Annotated in this window: 24 protein-coding genes; 12 read left to right on the top strand and 12 right to left on the bottom strand. The window is 63.9% G+C overall.

What is annotated here, in order from left to right:
* Positions 1-343: 343 nt before the first annotated feature.
* The 7 genes from D4754_RS03350 to D4754_RS03320 form a co-directional block, all read right to left on the bottom strand.
* Positions 344-1,543 (bottom strand): ABC transporter permease, encoded by a 1,200-nt coding sequence (locus tag D4754_RS03350; RefSeq protein WP_121061464.1) that lies wholly within the window; start codon positions 1,541-1,543, stop codon positions 344-346.
* Between the two features lie 4 nt (positions 1,544-1,547).
* Complete coding sequence (locus tag D4754_RS03345; RefSeq protein WP_121061463.1) at positions 1,548-3,308, bottom strand: ABC transporter permease; 1,761 nt, start codon at positions 3,306-3,308, stop codon at positions 1,548-1,550.
* Positions 3,309-3,343: 35 nt separating this feature from the next.
* On the bottom strand, positions 3,344-3,637 hold the full coding sequence (locus tag D4754_RS03340; protein WP_121061462.1) for a DUF1330 domain-containing protein: 294 nt from the start codon (positions 3,635-3,637) through the stop codon (positions 3,344-3,346).
* Between the two features lie 57 nt (positions 3,638-3,694).
* Complete coding sequence (locus D4754_RS03335) at positions 3,695-4,807, bottom strand: extracellular solute-binding protein (RefSeq protein ID WP_121061461.1); 1,113 nt, start codon at positions 4,805-4,807, stop codon at positions 3,695-3,697.
* Positions 4,808-4,903: 96 nt separating this feature from the next.
* Positions 4,904-6,004 carry an ABC transporter ATP-binding protein gene (locus D4754_RS03330; RefSeq protein ID WP_121061460.1) on the bottom strand — a complete coding sequence of 367 codons (1,101 nt, stop codon included), beginning with the start codon at positions 6,002-6,004 and terminating at the stop codon, positions 4,904-4,906.
* 243 nt (positions 6,005-6,247) lie between these two features.
* Positions 6,248-7,645 (bottom strand): aspartate aminotransferase family protein, encoded by a 1,398-nt coding sequence (locus D4754_RS03325; RefSeq protein WP_121061459.1) that lies wholly within the window; start codon positions 7,643-7,645, stop codon positions 6,248-6,250.
* A gap of 131 nt (positions 7,646-7,776) precedes the next feature.
* Positions 7,777-8,475: a GntR family transcriptional regulator gene (locus D4754_RS03320; protein ID WP_121061600.1), complete on the bottom strand. Its 699-nt coding sequence runs from the start codon at positions 8,473-8,475 to the stop codon at positions 7,777-7,779.
* Positions 8,476-8,684: 209 nt separating this feature from the next.
* On the opposite strand from D4754_RS03320, the gene D4754_RS03315 reads away from it, so the two are divergent.
* The 5 genes from D4754_RS03315 to D4754_RS03295 all read left to right on the top strand — a co-directional run bounded on the left by D4754_RS03315 (position 8,685) and on the right by D4754_RS03295 (position 14,018).
* The gene (locus D4754_RS03315; RefSeq protein WP_121061458.1) at positions 8,685-9,770 is read left to right on the top strand and encodes a polyamine ABC transporter substrate-binding protein; all 1,086 of its coding nucleotides are present in this window, start codon (positions 8,685-8,687) and stop codon (positions 9,768-9,770) included.
* Between the two features lie 79 nt (positions 9,771-9,849).
* A complete protein-coding gene (locus D4754_RS03310; protein ID WP_240453726.1) occupies positions 9,850-10,986 on the top strand; it encodes an ABC transporter ATP-binding protein in 1,137 nt (378 codons plus the stop codon).
* 1 nt (position 10,987) lies between these two features.
* Positions 10,988-11,878: an ABC transporter permease subunit gene (locus D4754_RS03305; RefSeq protein ID WP_121061456.1), complete on the top strand. Its 891-nt coding sequence runs from the start codon at positions 10,988-10,990 to the stop codon at positions 11,876-11,878.
* Positions 11,875-12,699 carry an ABC transporter permease gene (locus tag D4754_RS03300; RefSeq protein ID WP_121061455.1) on the top strand — a complete coding sequence of 275 codons (825 nt, stop codon included), beginning with the start codon at positions 11,875-11,877 and terminating at the stop codon, positions 12,697-12,699. The genes D4754_RS03305 and D4754_RS03300 overlap by 4 nt, the downstream gene beginning before the upstream one ends.
* A complete protein-coding gene (locus D4754_RS03295) occupies positions 12,696-14,018 on the top strand; it encodes an NAD(P)/FAD-dependent oxidoreductase (RefSeq protein WP_121061454.1) in 1,323 nt (440 codons plus the stop codon). Before D4754_RS03300 ends, D4754_RS03295 begins: the two co-directional genes overlap by 4 nt.
* Here D4754_RS03295 and D4754_RS03290 read toward each other — a convergent pair.
* The 3 genes from D4754_RS03290 to D4754_RS03280 form a co-directional block, all read right to left on the bottom strand.
* On the bottom strand, positions 13,997-14,917 hold the full coding sequence (locus D4754_RS03290) for a phosphotransferase family protein (protein WP_121061453.1): 921 nt from the start codon (positions 14,915-14,917) through the stop codon (positions 13,997-13,999). The genes D4754_RS03295 and D4754_RS03290 overlap by 22 nt on opposite strands.
* Positions 14,918-15,050: 133 nt before the next feature.
* Positions 15,051-15,740 (bottom strand): flagellar hook capping FlgD N-terminal domain-containing protein, encoded by a 690-nt coding sequence (locus tag D4754_RS03285; RefSeq protein WP_121061452.1) that lies wholly within the window; start codon positions 15,738-15,740, stop codon positions 15,051-15,053.
* 3 nt (positions 15,741-15,743) lie between these two features.
* On the bottom strand, positions 15,744-17,546 hold the full coding sequence (locus D4754_RS03280; RefSeq protein WP_163025755.1) for a flagellar hook-length control protein FliK: 1,803 nt from the start codon (positions 17,544-17,546) through the stop codon (positions 15,744-15,746).
* 126 nt (positions 17,547-17,672) lie between these two features.
* On the opposite strand from D4754_RS03280, the gene D4754_RS03275 reads away from it, so the two are divergent.
* The 6 genes from D4754_RS03275 (at position 17,673) to D4754_RS03250 (ending at position 21,198) form a co-directional block, all read left to right on the top strand.
* Positions 17,673-17,957: a rod-binding protein gene (locus D4754_RS03275; protein ID WP_420837193.1), complete on the top strand. Its 285-nt coding sequence runs from the start codon at positions 17,673-17,675 to the stop codon at positions 17,955-17,957.
* Positions 17,947-18,315, top strand: coding sequence for a flagellar export chaperone FlgN (gene flgN / locus D4754_RS03270; protein WP_121061449.1), 369 nt, complete (start codon positions 17,947-17,949; stop codon positions 18,313-18,315). The genes D4754_RS03275 and flgN overlap by 11 nt, the downstream gene beginning before the upstream one ends.
* A gap of 216 nt (positions 18,316-18,531) precedes the next feature.
* Positions 18,532-19,377: a flagellin N-terminal helical domain-containing protein gene (locus tag D4754_RS03265; RefSeq protein ID WP_121061448.1), complete on the top strand. Its 846-nt coding sequence runs from the start codon at positions 18,532-18,534 to the stop codon at positions 19,375-19,377.
* Positions 19,378-19,457: 80 nt separating this feature from the next.
* On the top strand, positions 19,458-19,997 hold the full coding sequence (gene flaF, locus D4754_RS03260) for a flagellar biosynthesis regulator FlaF (protein ID WP_121061447.1): 540 nt from the start codon (positions 19,458-19,460) through the stop codon (positions 19,995-19,997).
* Complete coding sequence (gene flbT / locus D4754_RS03255) at positions 19,994-20,398, top strand: flagellar biosynthesis repressor FlbT (protein WP_121061446.1); 405 nt, start codon at positions 19,994-19,996, stop codon at positions 20,396-20,398. The genes flaF and flbT overlap by 4 nt, the downstream gene beginning before the upstream one ends.
* Positions 20,395-21,198, top strand: coding sequence for a DUF1217 domain-containing protein (locus tag D4754_RS03250; RefSeq protein WP_121061445.1), 804 nt, complete (start codon positions 20,395-20,397; stop codon positions 21,196-21,198). The genes flbT and D4754_RS03250 overlap by 4 nt, the downstream gene beginning before the upstream one ends.
* Before the next feature lie 28 nt (positions 21,199-21,226).
* Here D4754_RS03250 and D4754_RS03245 read toward each other — a convergent pair whose 3' ends face one another.
* A complete protein-coding gene (locus D4754_RS03245) occupies positions 21,227-21,841 on the bottom strand; it encodes an enoyl-CoA hydratase/isomerase family protein (protein WP_121061444.1) in 615 nt (204 codons plus the stop codon).
* Entirely contained in the window at positions 21,838-22,590 is a 753-nt protein-coding gene (locus D4754_RS03240) for an SDR family oxidoreductase (RefSeq protein ID WP_121061599.1), read from the bottom strand. The genes D4754_RS03245 and D4754_RS03240 overlap by 4 nt, the downstream gene beginning before the upstream one ends.
* Positions 22,591-22,741: 151 nt before the next feature.
* Here D4754_RS03240 and D4754_RS03235 point away from each other — a divergent pair, with 151 nt between their 5' ends.
* A complete protein-coding gene (locus tag D4754_RS03235; RefSeq protein ID WP_121061443.1) occupies positions 22,742-24,280 on the top strand; it encodes a DUF2125 domain-containing protein in 1,539 nt (512 codons plus the stop codon).
* Positions 24,281-24,391: the final 111 nt, after the last annotated feature.

Here is a 24,391-nt window from a genome sequence, read left to right as displayed (position 1 = left end):
ACGCTGTCCTCCGGATCGGCTCACGCAGATAAATTGGTCCACGTTACGGTTCGACCGGCAAAGGCATCGGATCAGTTGCGAAAACTCCCCCTGTCGCCCTCCCCGGCGGTCCGGATTCCTGACATATGTCATGAACCCTGACGCGCGTCAGGCTATTGAGGAAAGCCGCGTGCTGTCAAGCAGGTCATCATGGGTATGATGCTTTCCCTACGGGCAACCCACGGTTTTGTTATCGCAGGACTCATAGGGGCTTTCAGGCATGCCCAGACATGTTGCCGCGCAGACAGGAAAAGGGCCCGGTGATGCTGTCACCGGGCCCTTGTCTGTTTGAAGTGGCGCAGCCTCAGCTGGGCGACATGCCGCGCAGCCGTTCGGACCGGCGGCGCAGAAGCTCGACGACGGTCAGAAGGCAGATCGAGATCGCGACAAGCACCGTGGCAACGGCCAGGATCGTCGGGCTGATCTGTTCGCGCAGGCCGATGAACATCTGCCACGGCAGCGTCTTCTGGCTGGCCGAGCCCACGAACAGCACCACCACGACCTCGTCGAACGACGTGATGAAGGCGAAAAGCCCACCCGAGATCACGCCCGGCAGGATCAGCGGCATCTGCACCCGGAAGAACGTCGTCACCGGGTTGGCTCCCATGTTCGCGGCCGCCCGCGTCAGGGAGGTGTCAAAGCCCACCAGCGTGGCGGTCACCGTGATGATCACAAAGGGAATACCCAGCGCCGCATGGGCCAGCACGACGCCCAGATAGGTCCCCTGCAACCCGATCCGGGAATAGAAGAAATACATCCCGGCGGCCGAGATGATCAGCGGCACGATCATGGGCGAAATCAGGATCGCCATGATCGTCCGGCGGAATGGCACATGCGGCTGACTGAGACCGATGGCCGCCAAGGTGCCGAAGCCCACCGCCAGGATCGTCGCCGCCGGCGCGATGGAAAGCGAATTACGCAGGGCCTGCTGCCAGTCCGGGTTGTAGAAGAAGTCCTTGTAGTGCTTCAGCGAATAACCCTCGGGGCTCAGCGCCAGCATTTCGGGCGTGAAGGTAAAGAAATCTTCCGCGTTGAACGACAGCGGCATGACCACAAGGATCGGCGTGATCAGGAAGATCAGGATCGACCAGCAGATGACCCGGAAGGTGTAGAACCACAGCACCTGTTTCGACGTCAGGTAGGGCGCCAGCCCCCGGCGATACCGCCCCCGCGCGATCCAGAACGAGATCCAGCCGAAGAACCAGCCCATCAGCGCACCGACGATGGCGCCCGCAGCGCCCCCGAACAGGAAGCCGCCCACGGCCAGCACGAAGGGCAAGGCCCAGCGAACTGCGCGTTCGCCGCCGGAGTTGTCCGTGCCTTCGACCAGCTGGGTGACGACGAAGCCAAGGGCGGCGATCAGGATCGCGCCACCGATGATGCCAAGGATCCCGCTGCCTTGCGCGGTGCCGACCAGAAGGCCGGCGCCGGCGCCGAAGATGGCCAGCACGATGATGACGAAGCGGGACGGCGGGCGGAACTGCTCTGAGTAGATCGTAGCCATGTCCTCAGCCCCCCAGCTTCACGTTGTCGATGCCGACGATCCGGTCATAGGCCCAGTAGAGCACCAGCACCGCGACCAGCAGGATGGACCCCAGTGCGGCGGCGAGCCCCCAGTTGAGCGAAGACGAGATGTGATAGGCGATCCGGTTGGAAATGAATGTCCCGGTGGTCCCACCAACCAGTTCCGGCGTGATGTAGTAGCCGATGGCGAGGATGAAGACGAGGATTGACCCCGCCCCGATGCCCGGCACCGATTGCGGGAAGTAGACCCGCCAGAAGGCTGTCCAGTTGTTCGCCCCCAGCGATTTCGCCGCCCGCAGGTAGCTGGGCGGAATGCCCTTCATCACGGAATAGAGCGGCAGGATCATGAACGGCAGCAGGATATGCGTCATCGCCACGATCGTCCCGAACTGGTTGTTGATCATGACCAGCCGGTTCGTGTCGCTGACGATGCCCAGCCAGACAAGCGTGTCGTTGATCACCCCCTGCTGCTGCAGCATCACCTTCCAGGCCGATGTCCGCACCAGAAGCGATGTCCAGAACGGCAGCAGCACGAGGATCATCAGCATGTTGGCCTTGCGGTCAGGCAGGTTCGACAGAAGCCACGCCACCGGGTAGCCCAGCATGATGCAGGAGATCGTGATCGCCATCGACATGATCAGCGTCCGCTTGAACAGCATCACGTAGATCTGCTGGCTTTCGGGCCGCGCCTGGACACCGTCAGGACCCATTTCAAGGTCGACGGCATTCAGGAAATAACCCGGCGTGTATTTCGGTGAATAGGCCTTGATCGACCGCCAGACCGTCGGATCCAGCCAATCCTCGTCGATCTCGGCAAAGCCGTCGCGGAAGGAAATCGGCGGCAGCGCGGCGATGGCCTGCTGCGCGGCCTGCAGTTCCGCGGCACCGGGGCCAGTATAGGCGGCCACCTTGGCGGCAGCATCCGGCGCGGCCAGGTCCTGCGCCATTGCAACGTAGACGGCTTCCCACGGATCTTCTTCCTGAAGCGCTTCACCGTCTTCCAGCACGGTGAACACACCGAAGGCCGCGTATTGCAGCGACGTGGTCGGCAGCATCGCCATCGCATCGTTCGACAGACCGAAATTCAGCGGCATGCGGCTCAGCGACGGTGGGCACGGAGCGCCAACGACATTGCGCAGACCGCACCAGACCACACCCACGGGCCCCCGCGGCGTTTCGCCTTCCAGCGCCACGAACTGCGACCGGGCGCTTTCGACAACAGGTTCGCCGGCATCGCCGCCCAGCAGCGCGTACCAGAACGCGCCTTCGCGCCAGTCCTGCTTGGCCGTGTCCTCGATCGCCTCGATATGATCTTCGCCCAGGTCGTCCAGGCTGCGGCCCGACGACCGGAACAGCGACGAAATCCCCGGGTCTTCATAGTTCAGACGCGTGCCAAGCCGCGTGTGCTTCTTTGCCTCGGCCGCCAGGAACAGGTCGTAATACAACGCCTGGAAGGCCGCCTCGGGCGGCACGTCGCTTGTCTCCGGATCCCAGTCTTTCAGGACTTCGACGGTGCGGGGCAGCGTGTCGCCCACGATACGGTTTTCCACGGCCCGAAACAGCATGTCGAAGATCGGCGACAGGAAGGTCAGCAGCACGAAGATCAGCAGTGGCGCCACCAGCATCAGCGCCCTGATCCGTTGCATGCGAAGCGAGCGTGCCAGAGATCGCTTCAGTGGCGTGCCGTCGGCGGCCAGCATGGGCCCCGATTGCGTCTCGGCCTGATCGGCTGTTGCGTCTGCCATGGTGTCCCCGTCTTCTTGTGTCGGCTCTTTGGCCGTTATTCTTCATGTCCTTCGACGAGAATGATCGTGCTCTCTGCCGAAGCGCGCCGGATCTCGGCAACCGCCTGGTAATCCGGGTCGTTGTAGGCCGTTGTCGCGGCCTCGTAGCTGTCAAATTCTATGACGACGTGCCGGTCCTGGGTCGCCCCTTCGGGCGTCTCGGACGGGCCTCCACGAACCAGGAACCTGGCTCCGAAGCCTTTCAGGATCGGCGTGTCCTTTTCGACATATTCCTTGTAGGCCTCAGGGTCTTTCACCGTGATGTGCCCGATAATATAGCCCTTTGGCATAAGCCCTGTCCCGGAATGGTGTGCGAGGCGGGCCGTGGCCCGCCTCGCTCCGTTGGATTACTTCGCCAGCCACGCCTGGAACTTCTGGTCGATATCGTCGCGATAATCGGCCCAGAAATCATAGTTGTAGACGAAGATGTTTTCGGCATTCTCCGGAGCGGTCGGCATGTGCGGACCCATCTCGATGCCCAGTTCGGCATGCTTGCCGACGAGCGGCGCCGACGACTTGCGTGCCGGGCCGTACGAGATGTACGCGGCCTGGTCCGCCAGACGCTGCGTGTCGGTCGCGTACATGACGAAATCCTTCACACGTGCCAGGCGATCTTCCGGCAGACCGGCGGGGATGATCCAGCCGTCAAGGTCGAAGACCTGCGCGTCCCACATCATGCCGATCGGCTGGTCCTGCTCCTCGATCGCCGAGAACAGACGACCGTTGTAGGTCGAGCCCAGGAAGACTTCGCCATCCGCCAGCAGCTGGGGCGTGTCGGCGCCGGCCGACCACCAGATCACGTCGTCCTTGATCGTGTCGAGCTTGGCGAGAGCCTGCTCCTGACCTTCCGGGGTTTCCAGAACGTCGTAGATTTCGTCCTTGGCCACGCCGTCACACAGCAGCGCCCATTCCATGTTGTTGATGGGGCGCTTTTCCAGCGCGCGCTTGCCCGGATAGGTTTCCAGGTCGAACACGTCGCAGATGTCGCTCGGCGGCTCGACGCCTTCCGGCACCATGTCGGTGCGGTAGCCGAAGGTGGTCGAATAGACGATCTGCGGGATGAAGCAGTCGCTGACCAACAGGTCGCCGAAATCGTCTTCGGCCGAGGTCCCATCCGGCGCTTCCGCCAGGTCTTCGTCCGGGTCGATTTCCATCGCCAGGCCTTCGTCGCACAGACGGATGGCGTCAGCCGCCACGACGTCGACGAGATCCCAGGTGATGTTGCCGGCTTCGTTCTGCGCGCGCAGCTTTGCGACCGCTTCTGCCGAGCTTTCGTCCCAGACGATGGTCACGTCGCTGTTGTTGGCCGCGTAAGGGTCCGCATAGGCTTTCTTCTGCGAATCCTGGTACGCGCCGCCCCAGCTGACGAGCGTCATGTCGTCTGCCATGTCCTGCGCGAAAGCCGCAGGCGCGACAAGCGCCGTACACGCAGCCAGTGCGCCGATTTTCTTGAATGTCATATTACACTCCTCTGATTTTTCTTCGGGTGTTAGGGCCGCCGTCTTTGCGGGACCCGTTGCAGCGCCGTTCCTTACCGGCGCCGGCCGGCGTCGATGTCATGCATCGAGCGCGCGGCAATCCTCGGCCAGCCAGCCGATCTTGATCTTCTGGCCGGGCTTCAAACGCTCCTGGTCGGGGGCGTTTCTGCTCTTGATGATGAAGTCGTCATTTCCCGCCACGCTCAGCCGCGTGCGGAAGATGTCGCCCATGTAGATGAATTCCTTGACCTCGGCGTCCAGCAGGTGCGCATCGGGCGACAGGCGCTCGGCATTGAATTCGACCCGTTCGGGCCGGATCGAAACCTGTGTCCGTTCCCCCGCCTTGGTGACGTTCACCGGCTTGGCGTCGATCAGCGCGCCACCGTCCAGTTGGACAAGGCAGCTGTCGCCCTTGATCTCGGTCACGACGCCTTCCATCGTGTTGTTCTCGCCGATGAACTGCGCGACGAAGCTGTTTTCCGGCGCCTCGTACAGGACATCGGGCGGCGCCAACTGCTGGATCTTGCCATCGTTGAACACGGCGACACGGTCCGACATCGTCAGCGCCTCGGTCTGGTCATGGGTCACGTAGACCACGGTGATGCCCAGGTTGTCGGCGATTCGCTTGATTTCGAACTGCATGTGTTCGCGCAGTTGCTTGTCGAGAGCGCCCAGCGGTTCATCCATCAGCACCAGTTCGGCCTCGAACACCAGCGCGCGCGCCAGCGCGATCCGCTGCTGCTGCCCGCCCGAAAGCTGCGCCGGGCGGCGGCCGCCGAAATCGCCCATCTGCACCATGTCCAGCGCGCGCTTCACCTTCTGCTCGCGCTCGGACTTGCCCATCTTGCGGACTTCCAGCGGGAAGGCGAGGTTTTCAGCCACGGTCATGTGCGGAAACAGGGCGTAGTTCTGGAAGACCATGCCGATGCCGCGCTTGTGCGGGGGGATGTTGTTGATCGAAACGCCACCCAGCCGGATATCGCCGTATGTGGCCGTTTCGAACCCTGCCAGCATCATCAGGCAGGTGGTCTTTCCGGATCCCGACGGCCCCAGCATCGTCAGGAATTCGCCTTTCGGCAGGGCGAGGTTCAGGTCTTTGACGACAAGTGTTTCGCCGTCATAGCTTTTCTGAACGCGATCGAACTCGACGAACGCATCGCCGGTTGCAGTGTCTAGCACAGCACACTCCCCGTTGTTTCCCCCGCATCTCGACCGGATGCAGCTTGGAGACAGTCAAGCACAGTGTTGACCCAAGTTTCAACAGCCACCGAAACTTAGACCGAGAACGCGGTCCTTTGTCCGGTTTACCAGGGGAAATACAGTCAGGGCGCACAATAGACCGCGTTTAGTGCCCAATGGGTGGGCAAAACACGAACGCCGCGCCAGGGTGGCGCGGCGACAATTTGTCAGGATTCGAGCAGGTTACGTAGCGGGAACCATCAGACCTTCGGCCGTGATCGCGCTCAGCGTCTCGTCCAGAGCGGTCTTTGCCCGGGCGATCAGCAGGTCGATTTCCAGCGGTGAGATCACCAGCGGCGGCGAGATCACCATCCTGTCACCCACGTGGCGCATGATCAGGTTGTTGGCGAAACACCGTTCGCGGCACATCAGGCCCACCGTACCGGAATCAGACGCAAATTTGGCCCGCGTGGCCTTGTCGGGCGTCAGCGCGATGGATCCCATCAGGCCCACCAGCTTCGCCTCGCCCACCAGCGGATGGTCCGCCAGCCCGGCCCAGGCCTTGGCCAGGTGCGGCGCGGCCGTGTTCTGGACATGGCCCACGACGTTTTCGTCCTGAAGGATCCGCAGGTTCTCCAGCGCGACGGCCGCGGCGACCGGGTGGCCGGAATAAGTGTAGCCGTGGTTGAACTCGTCCCGGCCGATGACCTCGGCCACCGCGTCGGTGACGATCGAGCCGCCGATGGGCTGGTAGCCCGAGCTCAGGCCCTTGGCGATGGTCATCACGTCGGGGCGGATCTGGAAGGTCTCGCTGCCGAACCAGTTGCCGGTGCGCCCAAAGCCGCAGATCACCTCGTCCGCGATCAGCAGGATGTCATGGGCATCGCAGATCCGCTGGATTTCGGGCCAGTAGCTGTCCGGGGGCACGATCACGCCGCCCGCACCCTGGATCGGTTCGGCGATGAAGGCCGCGACCTCGTCTTCGCCGAGCTCGGCAATCGCCTGTTCCAGTTCGCGCGCGCGCATCAGGCCGAATTCCTCGGGCGTCATGTCACCGCCTTCGGACCACCAGTCGGGCTGGCCGATATGGTGGACCCCGTCGAAGGACGGAATGCCCTGCGCGTGCATCCCGGCCATGCCGCCCAGCGCCGTCGCTGCAACGGTCGAGCCGTGGTAGGCGTTCTTGCGGGCGATCACGATCTGCTTTTCGGGCTTGCCCAGGAACTTCCAGTAGGTCCGGACCAGCCGCAGGTTGGTGTCGTTCGCTTCCGACCCGCCGGATGCAAACATCACGTGGTTCAGATCGCCCGGCGCCAGTTCGGCCAGTTTCTCGGCCAGTTCGATGGCCGGCACGTGGGTCGTCTGGAAGAAGGTGTTGTAGTAAGGCAGTTCGCGCATCTGGCGGGCGGCCACGTCGGCCAGCTCACCGCGGCCATAGCCGATGTTCACGCACCACAAGCCCGCCATTCCGTCCAGGATCCGCTCGCCGTCGCTGTCGGTCAGGAAGACGCCCTCGGCGCTTGTGATCACGCGTGCGCCCTTCTTGGCCAGCGCGGCGCCGGCGGTGAAGGGATGCAGGTGATGGGCCGCATCGCGGGCCTGCAATTCGGCCGTGGGATGGGTGTTCGCAAGCGTGGACATATCGCGTCTCCGTATCAATCGACTGTCAGGAAAGCCGGTACAAACGCGCAAATGGCCGCGTTTCGGCGCCGTCCTACAATATGATCAAATTTTCCACAGTCAATCCGCGCCCGGGTCGGCAGCCCAGAATTTCAGGGGCTGAACAGGTTCTCGATCAGGGCCGACTGGATCTGCCCCATGCCCTGACGCACGTCGCGTTCCATTGCCGCCGCCGCGGCCGCGGCATCGCCCGACCGGAAGGCGGCCAGCATGTCCTTGTGAAGATCGGGCTCGCGCGCGGCATCGTATTGTCCGCAGACAACTCGCAGGGATGGGCCGAAACGCAGCCAAAGCCGGTCGGCGGTCGAGGCCATGATCGGCGCATCGGCGGCTTCGTAGATGGCACTGTGAAAGGCGTGATTGCGCTTCAGGTAGGTCGCGATGTCCCCGGCCTCGATCGCCACGTCCATCTCGGCATCCACGGCTTCCAGCCAGTCGATATCCCCGGCCTCCAGGCGTGTTGCCGCGCGGCGGGTCAGTTCCGGTTCGATCGTCGCCCTCAGGAAGACAAGCTCCTCGATACAGGCGCGGTTCAGGACCGGTACGCTGACGCGGCGGTTGCCCTGAAAGTTCAGCCCGCCTTCCGCGATCACCCGGCGGATCGCCTCGCGCACCGGCGTCATGCCGGCGCCAAGGGACGCGGTCAGCCCCTGGATCGTTACCGCCTGACCGGGCGCGATCTCTCCGAACAGCACCTGCGCCCGCAACCTGCGATAGACCAGTTCATGCGCCGGCACCTTCGTCCCGTCTGCCTCTTCGGCCGAAATCACCCGCGCTTCGAATGCTGCCATCCGCGTTTTCTCCCGAACTGCCTCGACCTTGAGCACTTCGCGCACGGTCGACCCCACGACACCTGCCGCGATCTCCGCCATCTTGGCCCAAAACGTGGAGACGCAGCATAGGTTCTGTTGCCACCGAAGGCAAAACTTGATCAGATCCAATAGGCAGCCGGCAAAAGACCGGCAGAACGGCCAATCCAAATTCAACATGGGAGCGACCAATGAAATTCAATCTGCTGACCGCCACGGCAATCCTCGCCCTGGGTACGTCGGCCGCGCTCGCCCAAGAAGTCCGCGTTTACAACTGGTCGGACTATATTGACGAATCGCTGCTCGAGAAGTTCGAACAGGACACCGGGATCGACCTGATCTACGACGTGTTCGATTCGAACGAAGTGCTGGAAACCAAGATGCTGGCCGGCGGATCCGGCTACGATGTGGTGGTGCCGTCGGGCACCTTCCTGCAGCGCCAGATCAGCGCCGGGGCCTTCCAGAAGCTGGACATGTCGAAACTGCCCAACCACGACAACATGTGGGATGTCGTCGAAAAGCGCACCGATTCCTACGATCCGGGCAATGAATATTCGATCAACTACATGTGGGGCACGACCGGTATCGGCGCAAATGTCGGCAAGGTCGAAGAAGCGCTGGGGCCGGATGCGCCCATCGGCTCGCTCGACCTGATCTTCAACCCAGAGAACATGGAAAAGCTGGCCGATTGCGGCGTCTTCTTCCTGGACGCGCCGACGGAAATGATCCCCGCTGCGCTGAAATATCTGGGCGAAGACCCCGACAGCCAGGATCCCGACGTGATCGCCAAGACCGAGCCGGTCCTGACCGCGGTGCGCCCCTACGTGAAGAAGTTCGACAACTCGGAATACATCAACGCGCTTGCCAACGGCGAGATCTGCGTGGCGTTCGGCTGGTCGGGTGACATCCTGCAAGCCCGCGACCGCGCGGCCGAAGCCGACAACGGCGTGGAGATCGTCTACAACGCCCCCTCCGAAGGGGCGCTGATGTGGTTCGATCAGATGGCCATCCCCGTCGACGCGCCGAACCCCGATGCCGCCCATGCGTTCCTGAACTTCATCATGGACCCCGAGAACATGGCGGCGGCGTCGAACTACGTCTACTACGCCAACGGCAACAAGGCCTCGCAGGAGTTCCTGGTCGAAGACGTGATCGGCGATCCGGCGATCTATCCGGACGAAGCGACGCTGGAAAACCTCTACACCACCTCGCCCTACGATCCGAAAGTGCAGCGGGTTGTCACCCGCCTGTGGACCAAGGTGAAATCGGGCACCTGACCCGCTTCGGGGCCGGGCGCACATGCACCCGGCCCGCTTTACCTTTTCGACCCGCCTGACCTTTTTGAAAGGTACCGACTTGGCCGAGACCAAAGACCACCAGGCGGTTTTCGCGCCCTGGGAAGACCCGAACGAAGCCCCCCTGATCCGCTTTCGCGGCGTGACCAAGAAGTTCGGAACCTTCACCGCCATCCATGACGTGTCGCTGGACATCTACCGCAAGGAATTCTTCGCCCTTCTGGGCCCGTCGGGCTGCGGCAAGACCACGCTTATGCGCCTGCTGGCCGGGTTCGAAACCCCTACCGAGGGCCAGATCGAGCTTGATGGCCACGACATCGCACCCGTCCCGCCGAACCAGCGCGCGGTGAACATGATGTTCCAGTCCTACGCGCTGTTCCCGCACCTTTCCGTCTGGGAAAACATCGCCTTCGGCCTGAAACGCGAAGGCATGGCCAAGGACAAGATCGGCGACAGGGTGACGGAAATGCTCCGCCTGACGCGGCTGGAACAGTTCGGACGCCGCAAGCCGCACCAGATTTCCGGCGGACAGCGGCAGCGGGTCGCCTTGGCGCGCAGCCTTGCGAAGGCGCCGAAGCTTCTGCTGCTGGACGAGCCGCTGGGCGCGCTCGACAAGAAACTGCGCGAGGAAACGCAGTTCGAACTGATGGACATCCAGGAAAAGACCGGCACCACCTTCGTGATCGTGACCCACGATCAGGAGGAAGCGATGACCGTCGCCTCCCGCGTGGCGGTGATGGATGCCGGTGTCCTGAAACAGGTCGCGACGCCGTCGCAGATCTACGAGAACCCCAATTCCGTCTACGTGGCCGGCTTTATTGGCGACGTGACCATCCTGCAGGGCCGCGCCCGCAAGGACGGCGAGCGCTACCTGGTGGACTGGGCCGAAGGCCAGCCGCCGCTTGTCACCCATTCGGGTGTCGAGATCGGGCCGGGCGAGACCTGCCACTACGCCATCCGCCCCGAAAAGGTCGAGATCCACAAGGACCGCCCCGACGACGACAATGTCCTGCATGGCAAGGTGATCGACATCGGCTACCTCGGCAACATTTCGACCTACCACGTGGAACTGGCCAACGGTCAGATCATCCGCGCGCAAAGCTTCAACACCGAACGGTCGACACGTCAGGCCTTCACATGGGAGGATGAGGTCTGGGTCAACTGGACCGACCGCTGCGGCATCCTGTTGGCAGGCTGACATGAGGAAATCTCTGGTCTACCTGATCCCCTTCCTCTGGCTTCTGGCACTGTTCTTCGTGCCATTCCTGATCGTCTTCAAGATATCGCTGTCCGACATCGCGCTGGCCCGGCCGCCCTACATGCCGCAGCTGGACCTGTCGGAGGGGCTGGCGGGCATCCGCGCCTTCCTGTCCGAACTCGATTTCGAGAACTTCGTCTTCCTGACGACGGATTCGCTCTACTGGAAGGCCTACCTGTCGTCCCTGCGGATCGCCCTGATCGCCACGTTCCTGACGCTGCTGGTGGGCTATCCAATAGCCTACGGCATGGCCCGCGCCCCGCACCACTGGCGCCCGACCCTGCTGATGCTGGTGATCCTGCCCTTCTGGACCAGTTTCCTGATCCGCGTCTACGCGTGGATGGGGATCCTGGGGCAGGAAGGCTACCTGAACCAGGTGCTGCTGTGGACAGGGCTGATTTCCGAGCCGCTTTCGATCCTCAACACGAACACGGCCGTCTATATCGGCGTCGTCTACACCTACCTGCCGTTCATGATCCTGCCGATCTACGCCGCGCTCGAACGGCTCGACATCTCTCTGATCGAAGCGGCCGAAGACCTCGGCTGCTCGCGCACGTCGGCCTTCTGGCTGGTGACGTTCCCACTGTCCCGTCCCGGTGTGACGGCAGGCTGTTTCCTTGTCTTCATCCCCACCATCGGTGAATTCGTCATCCCGTCGCTTCTGGGCGGATCGAAAACGCTGATGATCGGCAAGGTGTTGTGGGAGGAGTTCTTCTCCAACCGCGACTGGCCCGTCGCCTCGGCCGTGGCGGTGGTGCTGCTCTTGATCCTGATCGTGCCAATCATCTTCTTCCAGAAGAACCAGCAACGCCAGGCGGAGGCCGACGCATGAGACGCCTGTCCGCCTTCAACGTCGTGTCGCTGACTTTGGGCTTTGCCTTCCTCTATGTCCCGATGCTGATCCTCGTGATCTACAGCTTCAACGAATCGAAGCTGGTCACCGTCTGGGCCGGGTTTTCGACCAAGTGGTACGGAGAGCTGGCCGGAAACCAGCAGTTCCTCGATGCCGCCTGGGTCACCCTGCGGGTGGCGTTCTTCTCCTCCACCATCGCGACGGTGCTGGGCACGATGGCCGCCTATGCGCTGATCCGGTCGGGGCGGTTCTGGGGACGCACGGCATTTTCCGGCATGATCTACGCGCCGCTGGTGATGCCGGAAGTGATCACCGGCCTGTCGCTCTTGCTTCTGTTCATCGCCATCGGGCTGGACCGCGGGATCCTGACGCTTGTGCTGGCGCATACCACCTTCTGCATGTGCTACGTGTCGGTCGTCGTGTCCTCGCGCCTCATCACGTTCGACCAGTCGCTGGAAGAAGCCGCGCGCGATCTTGGGTGCACGGCGGCGGAATCCTTCCGTCTCGTCACCCTCCCCATCATCGCGCCGGCCGTCGTATCGGGATGGCTCCTTGCTTTCACCCTGTCGCTCGACGACCTCGTGATCGCCTCCTTCACCTCCGGCCCCTCGTCCACGACCTTGCCCATCAAGATCTTCTCCTCCGTCCGCCTGGGCGTCAGCCCCGAGATCAACGCGCTGTCGACCATCATGATCGGCATCGTGGCGATCGGCGTGATCATCGCCTCGCTGATGACAAAGCGCAGCATGGCACGGCGACTGGCGGACGAGGCCGCCGCCGACAGGGCCGAACTTACGTGAAAAGAATCTTCGGCGATTACGCCTATACCGACGGACCGCGCGCCACCTGCTGGTGGGACGAAACCATCCCCCTGCCCGACTGGCCGGCACTGCAAGGCCATGTGAAAACCGACGTTCTGGTGATCGGCGCGGGCTTCACCGGGCTGAACGCGGCGCTGCACTTGGCCGAACAGGGCGTTTCGGTCACCGTTGTCGACGCCCGCTATCCCGGCTGGGGTGCCTCGGGCCGGAACGGCGGGTTCTGCTGCCTGGGCGGCGCCCGACGCTCTCATGCCTCGCTGTCGGCCGAATTCGGTGCAGACGCGGCCGACGCCTATTTCCGCACCGAACGCGACGCGATCGACCATGTCGGCGCGCTGCTGGACCGTCACCGCATCGACGCCGACCGCCATTCCGACGGGGAAACCCTTCTGGCCCACCGCAAGCGCGGCTTCGACAAGCTGAAGCGCGAGGCCGACCAGATCGCCGCCGAAGGCTGGGGGGATACCGAGCTGACCCGCCCCGAAGACCTGCCCCGCATCGGGATGGGTGGTCCCTTCCACGGCGCGCTGACGGTCCGAACCGGCTTTGCGCTGAACCCGCGCAAATACGTGCTGGGCCTCGCCGCGGCGGCCGCCGATACCGGGGCCGCGATATACGCCCACAGCCCTGTCGAACGTCTGGAACGAAAGGGCTCGGGCCGGCACGCAACCACACCGGGCGGGACGGTCGAGGCCGATACCGTGCTTCTTGCCACCAACGGCTATTCCTCGGAAGACCTGCCGAAATGGCTCGCCAACCGCTACATGCCGGCGCAATCGACCGTTCTTGTGACCCGCCCGCTGACCGAAGAAGAACGCGCGGCACAGGGCTGGACCAGCCTGCAGATGAGCTATGACACCCGCCGCCTGCTGCATTATTTCCGCCTTATGCCCGACGGACGGTTCCTGTTCGGGATGCGCGGCGGCATCTTCTCCAGCCCGGGGGCCGAGGCCCGCGCCCGCGCCGCGACCCGCGCCGATTTCGAAAAGATGTTCCCGGCATGGGCGCATGTGCCGTCGGATCACAGCTGGTCGGGGTTCGTCTGCCTCGCGCGGCGGCTGATGCCCTTCGTGGGTCCCGTCCCCGGCAATCCCGGCATGTTCGCGGCGATGGCCTATCACGGCAACGGGGTGGCAATGGGAAGCTGGTCCGGCCACCTGATGGCCCGCCAGGTTCTGGGGCACGCGAACGACACCCCCGCCCCCCTGCGCCGCCCGCTGGCCCGCTTTCCCTTCGGGGGGTCGCGGCGCGTGGTCATGCCGTTCGCCTACGCAACCTACGCGCTGAGCGACCTCTGACGCTTGAGCGCATCCCGCTCCAGCACGAAACCATCGGCATAGTCATGGTTCCCGCGCGCGACCTGCCACAGGCAATAGGCCGCCATGCGCCAGTGGAACCACGGCTTGAGACGCGCATGGCGTTCGACAACCGCCTTGTCCGGATAGGCCTCAAGGAAGTCCCGTTCTGCCCCTGCATCCAACGGCGCGCCGCGATACAGCATCTGCATCGCCGGCGACAGGAACAGCGCCAGATCCTCGGCCGGATCGCCCAGCGCGGGGCATTGCCAGTCGATGAAAACAACGCCCGACGGTCCCGGAATCGCGTTCCCCGGCACCGGATCGCCATGGATCGGCGCGGGGCTGGCGACAGGCGGGATATCCACATCCGAAAGCTGTTCCTGCAGGGCGTCCAGTTCGGCCCGGTCCTGCCCCCATGTTCCAGCCAGCGCCTGAAGACCCTGCGCCCGCAAAGCCCGGCTCCCGCCCGGGCGCACCGGCAGGGTGCCTTGCATCCCGGCGAACGCATGGATACGCCCCAGCGCCTCGGCCACGGGTTGGGCACCTGACTCCCATGTTCCTCCCGGAACATGATGGTACAATAGCCAGCTCCCGGCGGCAGTGGCGCCCGACAGATGAAACCTCGGCGCCAGCAAGGAGCCTGCCAACGCCACAAGCGCCGCGCCTTCCCGTTCGGGATCGTTCTCGAAAAGCGGATTGTCGTCCGGGGCCGAATAGAGTTTCAGAACCAATACGTCAGAGTCCGTGGACAACCGCCAGAGCCTGTTTGTGCGCCCCCCGTGCAGCGGCTCCACCGAGCGCGGCGCGGCGCGGATCCCGTGCCGGCGCAGGTCTTCCATCACGTTCGACGGTGGGGCACCGAAGGTCGGATCGGGAAAGATCGGTCGTGTCAGCGTCATTGCCCGGCCCCGGTTGCACGTCGCCAGGCCGCATGTCGGCGTGGCCCGCCGGTCCTACACCGAAACATTTTCGAACTCCATCACGGCCTGACCGGCCATCCAAGCCCCAGGTTCCGGCCAGGCCCGTGGGCCCTTACCCCGCGCGGCGCACTGACGAGACATCGCTGGCCGCGACGCTTTCACCGCCATCCAGAACCAGCATGACAGTGCCGCCCTCGATCTGCGCTTCTTCAACCAACGCATAGCTTTCAGCCGGTTTCGTGCCCAGCAGGCTGTCCTGTGCGAAACTTTCCACGGTGAATGTATAGGTCCCGGCCGGGAATGGCGTGCCGTCCCCCGACGCACCAGCCCAGTCCACCGGCTCGCCCGTCAGGCCGATGGCCGAGCGCTGCACCTCGACACCGAAGGAATCGTGCACGACCAGTTCGGCACGGTCTGCCCCGGCCTCGATAGCAGGTACGACGGTGACCGGCGTGCCATTGAAGCTGACAGGCACATCCGCGCGGACCTCCATCCCGACCCACGAGGCCAGTGCTGCAAGGTTGCCTGTCCCCGTGGCCGAGATCAGGCCCGACAGCGCATCATTGGTTTTCACCTGTTGTTCGACCATCGAGAACTGCGCCAACTGGGAGGCGTATTCTGTCGAATCGATGGGCTCGAGCGGATCCTGGTACTTGGCCTGCGCGGTCAGCATCTTCAGGAAAGTCTCGAAATCCGAAGCCAGCGCCGTCCCGGCGCCAAGCGCGGTTGACTTGGGCGCGCCGTCGCCGGTGTCGATCACCGCGCGTGTGTGGGGCTGGGGGCCGATCGGTGTGGTTTCCATGTTCTAGACCCTGATATCCATTCCTGATGCCGGTATCGTGCGTGACCGTGGCCGCGCGGTTTCTGCCGCGCCCGGCAAGTCGGAGGCCGCAACATCGCCGGTGTCCCCGGCATGGCCTTCCGGCATCGCGCGGCGGCTGTCTTCAGACGGGCTGTCTCCGGTGGTGAAGCTCAGCCCGACCTCGGCGTAGCCCATCCGGCGCAATTCCTCGGCCAGGGTCTCGATATGGCGGCGCATCAGGTCCAGCGTTTCGGGACGTTCGGCGGTGATCTGCAACGTCACACCGCCTTCGGCCATCGACACCATCATTCGGACCCGCCCCAGTTCGACCGGTTCCAGGGCGATCTCGACCGATCGTTCACCGGGCCGGCTCATCAGTTCGGCGATATGCGGCAGAATTTGCCGCACTGCCGAGGTTCCACCAGCCGGCTGCTGTTGGGCCATGGCAGCGGCATCACCCGTGACGGACGGACCACCGCTTTGACCCACAAGCCCCGCGACCGCGTCCTCTGCCGCCACCGGAGCATCGACGGAAAGCGCCGCGAGCTCGGCGCCAGGTTGCGCCAGCGAGACACTTGCCAGAGCGGGCACGGCCACCGAAGCCGCGGCAATCGCCTGAGCGCCACCTGTAGAAGTGAGAGACGAGCGAAGCGGCGCCGGCCGGTCGGGTCCAGATTTGTCCGCTGATCTTTTCGATCCCGGAACAGTATCGACCTGCGCCTGCGCCACCATCGGGACATTTCCGGTTGTCGCCTGAAGCTCGGAAGCGTTCGCAGCAATCGCCGCAGGTAATGCAGCCATCGCGCCCCCCGGTGCCTGCCTTGTGCCGGTTGCCGGTTTCCCTGCAACGATCGCCCCAGCCGTCATACCGGCCTGAAATTGCTCCGCCCCAGCCTTCTGAATGCCGTCGACAGCCACCTTGTTGGCGGAAACATTCGCTGCTGCGTTCGTTGTTGCGTCTTCACCCTGCGGGCGTGTCATCGCCTCTGCCGTCGCGTGGCCAGTCCGGATCGACCTGAAGGCCCCCGTAAGTTCGGGCGCCGCCTGCGCGAGCGGAACATCGGCGGATGGCATCGTGATGGCCTTGCCTGAAGCAGTTGGCAGGGTCGCACCGTCGAACGACACCGATTTCGTCTCCGCCACGGCGGTCGGACGGGCCTGTTCCGGAACGGCGCCCGATGCAGACACTGCAACGGTGGCGCGTGGATCGGCTTGCGCCGGAGCAGCCAGGGCTGGCGCGGTCTTTTCAACCGCCCTGGGGAGTTCGGTCGGCGTCGAGACCACTTTGTTCTTCTGCGATTCGTGATGGCCCGGCACATGCATCGCGATTGATTCTGTCGGAACCGGCGCTGTTTCACTCTGCCGTGCCAGCGCGGCCCTTGCCTTGGCAAGATGCGCATCCGGACGCGCGGCATCGGAGTCACCGTCAGCAACCTGGCTTTCGTTCTCGACCGGCGACGTGGCAGGATCTTCTCCCTCGGCGGTCGCGGCATCCGGATCGCTTTCAGGGGTTTCTGATTCTCCGGCGAGCATTCCGGGCAACGGTTTACCCTCCGCACCAGAGTAAAGCTGGGCGAAACTTGCCGTCCGGGTCTTGTCGCCGGCGGTCAAAAGCGGCGCTCCCTCCGCGGGTTCGCCATTTGCGACGGTGACGGGCGCCGCCTGCGCTGCGCTGCCGGTTTGCGCATTGGTGCTGGCCGACATCTTTGTCTGGGCCCGCCCGTCTGCGGACGGCTTGCCCGATCCGCCGATTGCGCCCGCAAGCGCGCCGCCCGACGCCGCGACTGGCTGAGAAAAGCTCTGCATTTTGCCCCGCATTCTGCCTGGATCCCGATGACATTCGCATGCAGGGGTTTCGAATATTTTAACCGGACCACGGCAATATGCCCTGAATTAGGTTGAATTGGAGGAGCTTCGATGGACCCGATTCAGATGCAGCCCGTCGCGGGCGCGAAACCCAGGGCAATGTCGGATGAAACCGCCGGCACCCAGGCGATGCGCGACGCGGCCATCGAACTGGAAGCGACATTCCTTGCGGAAATGTTGAAATCGGCCGGCCTGCACGAAACGTCGGAAACGTTCGGTGGCGGCGTCGGTGAAGACCAGTTCTCGTCGCTGCTTGTCCGCGAACAGGCCCGCGCCATTGCCCGGGCCGGCGGCATCGGTCTGGCCGAGACATTCTTTCAATCCATGATGGAGGCGGAAAATGGCCATTGATGAAATGGATACGGCGGCGGACCTGATCGCGGCGCTCGACGCCCTGCTCGAGGACGAGCGCCAGGCCCTGGTGACAGGGGATCTGGAAAATCTGCAGGAGTACATGGAGCAGAAATCGGCAATCATCGATCGCCTGAATTCCCTAGACGATCTGAACGCCGAACAACTCGCCCCGGTGCAGAGCAAGGTGCAACGCAACCAGGCGCTGCTGGGGGGCGCGCTTGACGGGATTCGCGCCGTGGCCGACCGCATGGCGGAAATGCGGCGCGTGCGCCAAGGGCTTGAAACCTATGACCGGTCGGGCCAGCGCACATCGCTTTCCGCCCCGTCGCGGCCAAAGGTCGAACGGAGGGCATGACGCAGTGTTTAGGAAAATCCGAAGGAAACCGCGTGCGAGCGTTAGCGCAGCGTTAAGGGTTCCGGGCGCAGTTTGATCGGGCACCTCAAACGGGGTGGCGCGGAACCGATTGCAGCGAAATGCAGGGCGCCGCACCAGTCAGAAAGACGTCATGGACCGCCAACAGGCGGGGAAACTTACGGGCCGAAAACGGCTCGCTGACTCAAGGAACATGCAATGTCCAGCATTCTGACGAACAATGGCGCAATGGTCGCCCTGCAGGCGCTCCGCAACACCAACATGAACCTCGAGAAGACGCAAAACGCGATCTCCTCGGGCCGGGACATTTCGACGGCAAAAGACAACTCGGCAATCTGGGCCATCTCGAAGGTCATGGAGTCGGACGCGTCGGGCTTCAAGGCGATCTCGGCGTCGCTGTCGCTGGCGGAATCGACCACCGCAGTGGCCTCGGCCGCCGCAGAACAGATCGTCGGTGTTCTGACCGACATCAAGGATCTGGTCATTTCGGCCCAGTCGGAAAACGTCGACTTCACCAAGATCCAGGCAGACATCACCGCCAAGTCGTCGCAGGTCGCCTCGATCATCGGTGCAGCACAGTTCAACGGTGCGAACCTTCTGGCCGCCGATGTCGACGGAAACGGCGCAACCGGCCTGACCGTGATCGCCTCGCTCGACCGCGTGGGCTCCGCCGCGCCGACCTCGTCGACCTTCACCGTGGCCACCACGGACTTTGAAACCGACATGGACCTGGCGACCGACCTGACGGCGATCACCGATACCGCAACGGCCGGCACTGCCCTGGGTGAAATCGAAACCTTCCTTCAGACCGCAATCGATGGCGCCGCAGCACTTGGGGCGTCCGCCAGCCGGATTTCGGGCCAGAAGGAATTCGTTTCGAAACTGACCGACGCCATGAAGTCGGGCATCGGCACGCTGGTCGACGCTGACATGGAAGCCGCTTCGGCCCGTCTTCAGGCCCTGCAGACCCAGCAGCAGCTGGGTATTCAGGCCCTGTCGATCGCCAACCAGGCACCGCAGTCGATCCTGTCGCTCTTCCGTTAATCCCGACGGAATGATCTCCGGTCGGGGCGCGTTGATGCGCGCCCCGACCCCTGAAATGCACCTTCACGCGAGGATCTGACGTGAACGCCCAGAACTTGGCACAAAACGGCTACTCGAAAGCAGCGACGCAGACCCGAACGCCACGCGGCATCGAATACGAGGCGCTGGCCCGCATCACGCATCGCCTGCGACAGGCCGAGGCACGAGGGCCCGAAGGGTTCTCGGAACTTGCCGCAGCATTGCATGACAATCGCCGGCTCTGGGACATATTCGCCGTTGACGTGGCCGAATCCAGCAACCCGTTGCCCCCCGATCTGAGGGCGCGGATCTTCTACCTGGCCGAGTTTACCCAAGCGCACAGCAGCAAAGTGCTGGCGCGGGAAGCTTCAATCATACCGCTTCTCGATATCAACACGGCCATCATGCGCGGTTTGCGGGGCGATCTGACCCCGCCTGATCCTGCACTGACTGTCGCGCCTGAGCAAGCGCGGCCGCAACAGACAGCAGGCCCGAAAAGCGCACGGCGCAGGCCCCAAGCGCCGTCGGGTCAATCCCGCCGGCGCATGGCACAGGGCCAGCCCCGCCCGGGCGCGCGCCCCCCAACCGGAGCACGGACATGAGCGGCCTGGTTCTCAAGCTCGCCCCGCGAGAAAGGGTGCTGATCAACGGCGCCGTGATCGAAAACGGCGACCGCCGCGGTCGGGTGTCCATCGTCACGCCGGATGCCAATATCCTGCGCCTGCGCGATGCCATCCACCCCGAGGAAGCAACCACACCGGTGCGGCGGGCCTGTTACGCAGCCCAGCTTGTCCTGTCGGGGGACGTTGCCCAGGACGAGGCGCACATGCCGCTCCTCCGCCGAGTCGAAGAACTGAGCCAGGTCTTCACCGATCCCGACAGCCGGAATGCGCTAGCGGAAGCGACGGAAGCGCTGGTCGCCGGCCACTACTACAAGTGCCTGAAGGCGCTGCGCACGTTGATCCCGCGGGAGGATCGTCTGTTCGCGGCGGGACAACAATGAGCTTTCAGCCCGTCATCCCCATCGGCGGCATTGCCGGCTGGCGTTTCCTGGAACGCACGCGGGAGTCGCAATTCGACACGTTCACGAAAGGCGCCCAGCTCGAGCGCGACAGCGATTACTTCGCCGAGACCATCGGCAAGGTGACGTCGGCCGAGGATCTGATCGCGGATCGGCGCCTTCTGAACGTGGCGCTGGGGGCCTTTGGCCTCCAGGATGACATCAACAACAAGGCCTTCATCCAGAAGATCCTGGAAGATGGCACCGAGGCCGACGACGCGCTGGCCAACCGGCTGGCCGACGAACGGTACAAGAAGCTGAGCGAGGCGTTCGGCTTCGGCCCCTCCGGGACGGTAACGACCGGCGACAGCGCCGCGATGGCCGATATCGTGGACAAGTACCAGGTGCAGGAATTCGAAACCGCGGTGGGCAATCAGAACGATTCGATGCGCATCGCCATGTACGCCGAACGCGAGGTCGCCGACATCGCCATCGACGACATGAGCGAGAATGCCAAGTGGTTCACTTTGCTGGGCCAGCCGCCGCTGAAGAAGTTCTTCGAAACCGCTCTGGGCTTGCCGTCGGCGGTTGGCAAACTGGATCTCGATCGCCAGCTGGAGATCTTCAAGGACAAGACCCTTGCCGTCACCGGCAGCAGCGATGTGTCCCAGTTCACCGATCCGAAGGTCATGGAAGATCTGACGATGCGCTACCTTGCACGGGCCCAGATCGAGGAGTTCAACGCGAACTTCAACCCCGCCGCGAACGCCCTGTTCCTGATCCAGTCCGCGAACCAGTTCTGATCAGGCAAGGGACGACTAACAAAGCAGATCAATCGCGCGAACACATCCCCGCGATTCCGTTTGCGACCTCTGCAGGCGCGGCCAGCGTATCGGCGCAAAGCCTGCGGGCCGTCTCCATCAGGTCCTCGGGCGGGACGATGCGGTCGATCAGGCCGAAGGTGTAGGCTTCTTCCGCCGGGATCCGCTGCCCGCCCATCAGGATCAACTTTGTCCGCGCAGGTCCGATCAGCGCCGTCATGCGCGCCGGGTCGGACGGTTGCGGCAAGTAGCCCAGCTTCATCACCGGGTAGAAGATCTTTGCCCCAGGCACTGCGATCCGAAGATCGCAGGCCAGGGCCATCCCGTTGGCCCCGCCCGCAAGGGTGCCGTTCAGCGCCGCGATCTTGAGCGCCGGCAATCGCGCCAACGCGCCGGACAGCCGCTCCCACAGGGGCGAAACCGCAAGCCCGGCCTTCGCCTCGTCCAGATCGGCGCCGGCGCTGAAGACCTTGCCGCGTCCGGTCAGGATCAACGCCCGCGCCTCACCCGCACTTTCCGCGATCTCGACCAGGCGCTCCAGCATCTCGCCCGTCAGCGAATTGGCCTTGTCGGGACGCGCCAGCGTCACGGTCCACAGGCCGCCTTCCTGTTCCAGTTCGATCATTCAAGGCCCACCTTGGACCGCAGGTCGGGATCGCGCAGCGACAGTTCCTGCCCGCAATGCGCATCCGCCGCGGACGAGCACATCCACATCAGCGTCCGCGCCGGCCAGTCGGGCGGGATATGATCCGACCAGTCGAGCTGGCTGACAGGATTGATGCCCGATGTCTTGATCTCGCGCTGCATCTGGGTGGCGACCGTGCCCGGCGACAGGCCCATGGCGCGGATGCCATTGGCCCCGTTTTCGGCGTGCAGCATTTCCGTCAGCATCGCGGCGCCGGCCTTCGACGCGCAATAATGGCTCCACGCCTCGATCGGATGATGCGCCGCGCCCGAGCTGATGGTCAGAACCGTCCCGCCGCCCCGTTCCAGCATGTGCGGAAGGGCTGCGCGCATGCCCCAGAAGACACCCTTCAGGTTGATGTCGATGGCATGACCCCAGCCTTCGGGATCCGCCTCCTCCATCCGGGCGATGGGGACGATGGCGCCCGCGTTGTTGATCAGCACGTCGATGCCGCCGAACCGATCGACACAGGTTTGCACGGCCGCCGCGACATCGTCGTACCGGCTGACATCGCAGACCTGCGCCACGGCCTCTCCCCTGAGCCCGGCGCGGACTTCCTCCAGCGCGTCGCCGGACCGGGCGGTCAGCACCACGTTGGCGCCCGCCTGGGAAAACAGTTCGGCCGCCGAGGCACCGATGCCGCGGCTGGCGCCGGTGATCAGCACGGTCTTGCCCGTCAGGTGATCCATCGCGCTCATGTCACAAATCCTTTTTTGCCGATCCTTCGGGACCCGTGGTAAAGTGCCGCCCAACGCCGGTCCAGCCCCGCCTGACGGCACCCTTGACGCTGGGTGCCCAAGAACGGACGATGCGGGCAACAAAGTCCAGAAAGGTTTCTCCATGACGTATTCCCTCGCGCGCCTCAGTGGCGCGGCCACCGCGATCACGCTGCTTGCCCAGGTCGCGGCCGCGGATGTGACGCCCGCCGACGTCTGGGCCGACATCAAGGCACAGATCGAAGGACAGGGGTATTCGGTCACGGCGACCGAAACCCGGTCGGGCAACGCGCTGACGCTGAGCGAGATGACGCTTGAACAGGCGGAGCCGTCCGCGGACGCCAACATCACCGCAACCTTGCCGGAAATGACCCTGACAGGCGAGGACGACGGATCCGTCACGGTCAGCATGGCCGAGTCGGCCCCGATTTCCGTGACGGCGGTTGTCGACGAGGACGGAGAGCAGAACACATTTTCCGTCGACATGACGCTGACGCAGTCATCGCCCGGCTTCACGGTCACCGGAGACCCGGATGCGATGACCTATGATTACGCATCCGAAACCCTGGCGCTGGAACTGGGCGAGATCACGTCCAGCCCCGATCCGCTTCCCGAAGGGGCAGAGCTCGCGGGCGGGTTCGAGATGCGCGACGTGGCCTCGAAATCCGTCGTCACAATCGGCGCATTGCGCAGCGTCAGCCAGACGTTCAGCGCCGCCTCGGTCACCTACGAGATCGACGCGAAGATGCCCGACGACGAAGGCGGGGAAGGCGACGTGAAGCTGGCGGGCGACATCGCGTCGGTGGCGGCCGACGGGACGGTCGACTATCCGCTCAGCACGGATGCCGACATGTCCACGGACCCGGCCGCCTACCTGAACGCGGGCTTTGCCATGGGCACGACCGCGACGTTCGGCCAGGCCACGACCCGGATGGAAGGCACCGGCGACGGCACGCCGTTCTCGTTCGCGTCCTCGTCCGAAAGCGGCACCTATTCGGTGGGCATGGACAGGAACTCCTTCCTGCTGGACATCGGTGCCCAGGGCCAGAAACTGGAGCTGACCTCGGGACAGCTTCCCTTCCCGATGTCGATCGAGATGGAAACCGGCGCCTTCGGGCTGGAAATTCCGGTCATGAAATCGGAAACGCCGCAGGGCTTCAGCGCAACGCTGGCGATGGAAGATTTCACGATGTCGGATGACATCTGGAAGCTGGTCGATCCGCAAAGCGTTCTGCCGCGCGAACCGATGTCGGCCGCGCTGAACGTGAACGGTCTTCTGACGATGCTGAAGGACCTGATGGATCCTTCCGAGCTTGTCGGCGAAACGCCCCCGGTCGAACTGAACGAGCTGTCGCTGAATTCGCTGCTGCTCAAGGCGGCGGGCGCGCAGCTGTTCGCGCAGGGTGCCGCGACCTTCGACAATTCCGACACGGAAACGTTCGGGATGCCCAAGCCCACGGGCAAGGTGAACGTGGAACTGACGGGTGGCAACGCGCTGCTGGACCGGCTGATCCAGATGGGCCTGATCCAGGACGAGATGGCCAATGGCATGCGGATGATGATGGCGATGTTCGCCGTGCCGCAGGGCGACGACACGCTGACCTCGGAGCTCGAGATCAACGAAGACGGCCATATCATCGCGAACGGACAGCGGATCCAGTGATTTCGATCCATTTTTCCGGAAAGGGGCCGCCGTTCGCGCGGCCCTTTTTGATGCCCGCCCCTTGCCTGCAACGGCCCCCGGCGATAGGTCCAGCCGGACCCGACCGGTCAG

The sequence above is a fragment of the Chachezhania antarctica genome, from assembly GCF_003646465.1.
GTDB classification, from domain to species: domain Bacteria; phylum Pseudomonadota; class Alphaproteobacteria; order Rhodobacterales; family Rhodobacteraceae; genus Chachezhania; species Chachezhania antarctica.
Note: the sequence above shows the minus strand (reverse complement) of the source record. Positions and strands in the feature narration are given on the sequence as shown.

Bases quoted from the DNA above. Each gene is read 5' to 3' on its own strand.
- D4754_RS03350 (WP_121061464.1), bottom strand. From the start codon at position 1,543: ATGGCTACGATCTACTCAGAGCAGTTCCGCCCGCCGTCCCGCTTCGTC.
- D4754_RS03345 (WP_121061463.1), bottom strand. From the start codon at position 3,308: ATGGCAGACGCAACAGCCGATCAGGCCGAGACGCAATCGGGGCCCATG.
- D4754_RS03340 (WP_121061462.1), bottom strand. From the start codon at position 3,637: ATGCCAAAGGGCTATATTATCGGGCACATCACGGTGAAAGACCCTGAG.
- D4754_RS03335 (WP_121061461.1), bottom strand. From the start codon at position 4,807: ATGACATTCAAGAAAATCGGCGCACTGGCTGCGTGTACGGCGCTTGTC.
- D4754_RS03325 (WP_121061459.1), bottom strand. From the start codon at position 7,645: ATGTCCACGCTTGCGAACACCCATCCCACGGCCGAATTGCAGGCCCGC.
- D4754_RS03320 (WP_121061600.1), bottom strand. From the start codon at position 8,475: ATGGCAGCATTCGAAGCGCGGGTGATTTCGGCCGAAGAGGCAGACGGG.
- D4754_RS03315 (WP_121061458.1), top strand. From the start codon at position 8,685: ATGAAATTCAATCTGCTGACCGCCACGGCAATCCTCGCCCTGGGTACG.
- D4754_RS03305 (WP_121061456.1), top strand. From the start codon at position 10,988: ATGAGGAAATCTCTGGTCTACCTGATCCCCTTCCTCTGGCTTCTGGCA.
- D4754_RS03300 (WP_121061455.1), top strand. From the start codon at position 11,875: ATGAGACGCCTGTCCGCCTTCAACGTCGTGTCGCTGACTTTGGGCTTT.
- D4754_RS03290 (WP_121061453.1), bottom strand. From the start codon at position 14,917: ATGACGCTGACACGACCGATCTTTCCCGATCCGACCTTCGGTGCCCCA.
- D4754_RS03285 (WP_121061452.1), bottom strand. From the start codon at position 15,740: ATGGAAACCACACCGATCGGCCCCCAGCCCCACACACGCGCGGTGATC.
- D4754_RS03280 (WP_163025755.1), bottom strand. From the start codon at position 17,546: ATGCAGAGCTTTTCTCAGCCAGTCGCGGCGTCGGGCGGCGCGCTTGCG.
- D4754_RS03275 (WP_420837193.1), top strand. From the start codon at position 17,673: ATGCAGCCCGTCGCGGGCGCGAAACCCAGGGCAATGTCGGATGAAACC.
- flgN (WP_121061449.1), top strand. From the start codon at position 17,947: ATGGCCATTGATGAAATGGATACGGCGGCGGACCTGATCGCGGCGCTC.
- D4754_RS03265 (WP_121061448.1), top strand. From the start codon at position 18,532: ATGTCCAGCATTCTGACGAACAATGGCGCAATGGTCGCCCTGCAGGCG.
- flbT (WP_121061446.1), top strand. From the start codon at position 19,994: ATGAGCGGCCTGGTTCTCAAGCTCGCCCCGCGAGAAAGGGTGCTGATC.
- D4754_RS03250 (WP_121061445.1), top strand. From the start codon at position 20,395: ATGAGCTTTCAGCCCGTCATCCCCATCGGCGGCATTGCCGGCTGGCGT.
- D4754_RS03245 (WP_121061444.1), bottom strand. From the start codon at position 21,841: ATGATCGAACTGGAACAGGAAGGCGGCCTGTGGACCGTGACGCTGGCG.
- D4754_RS03240 (WP_121061599.1), bottom strand. From the start codon at position 22,590: ATGGATCACCTGACGGGCAAGACCGTGCTGATCACCGGCGCCAGCCGC.
- D4754_RS03235 (WP_121061443.1), top strand. From the start codon at position 22,742: ATGACGTATTCCCTCGCGCGCCTCAGTGGCGCGGCCACCGCGATCACG.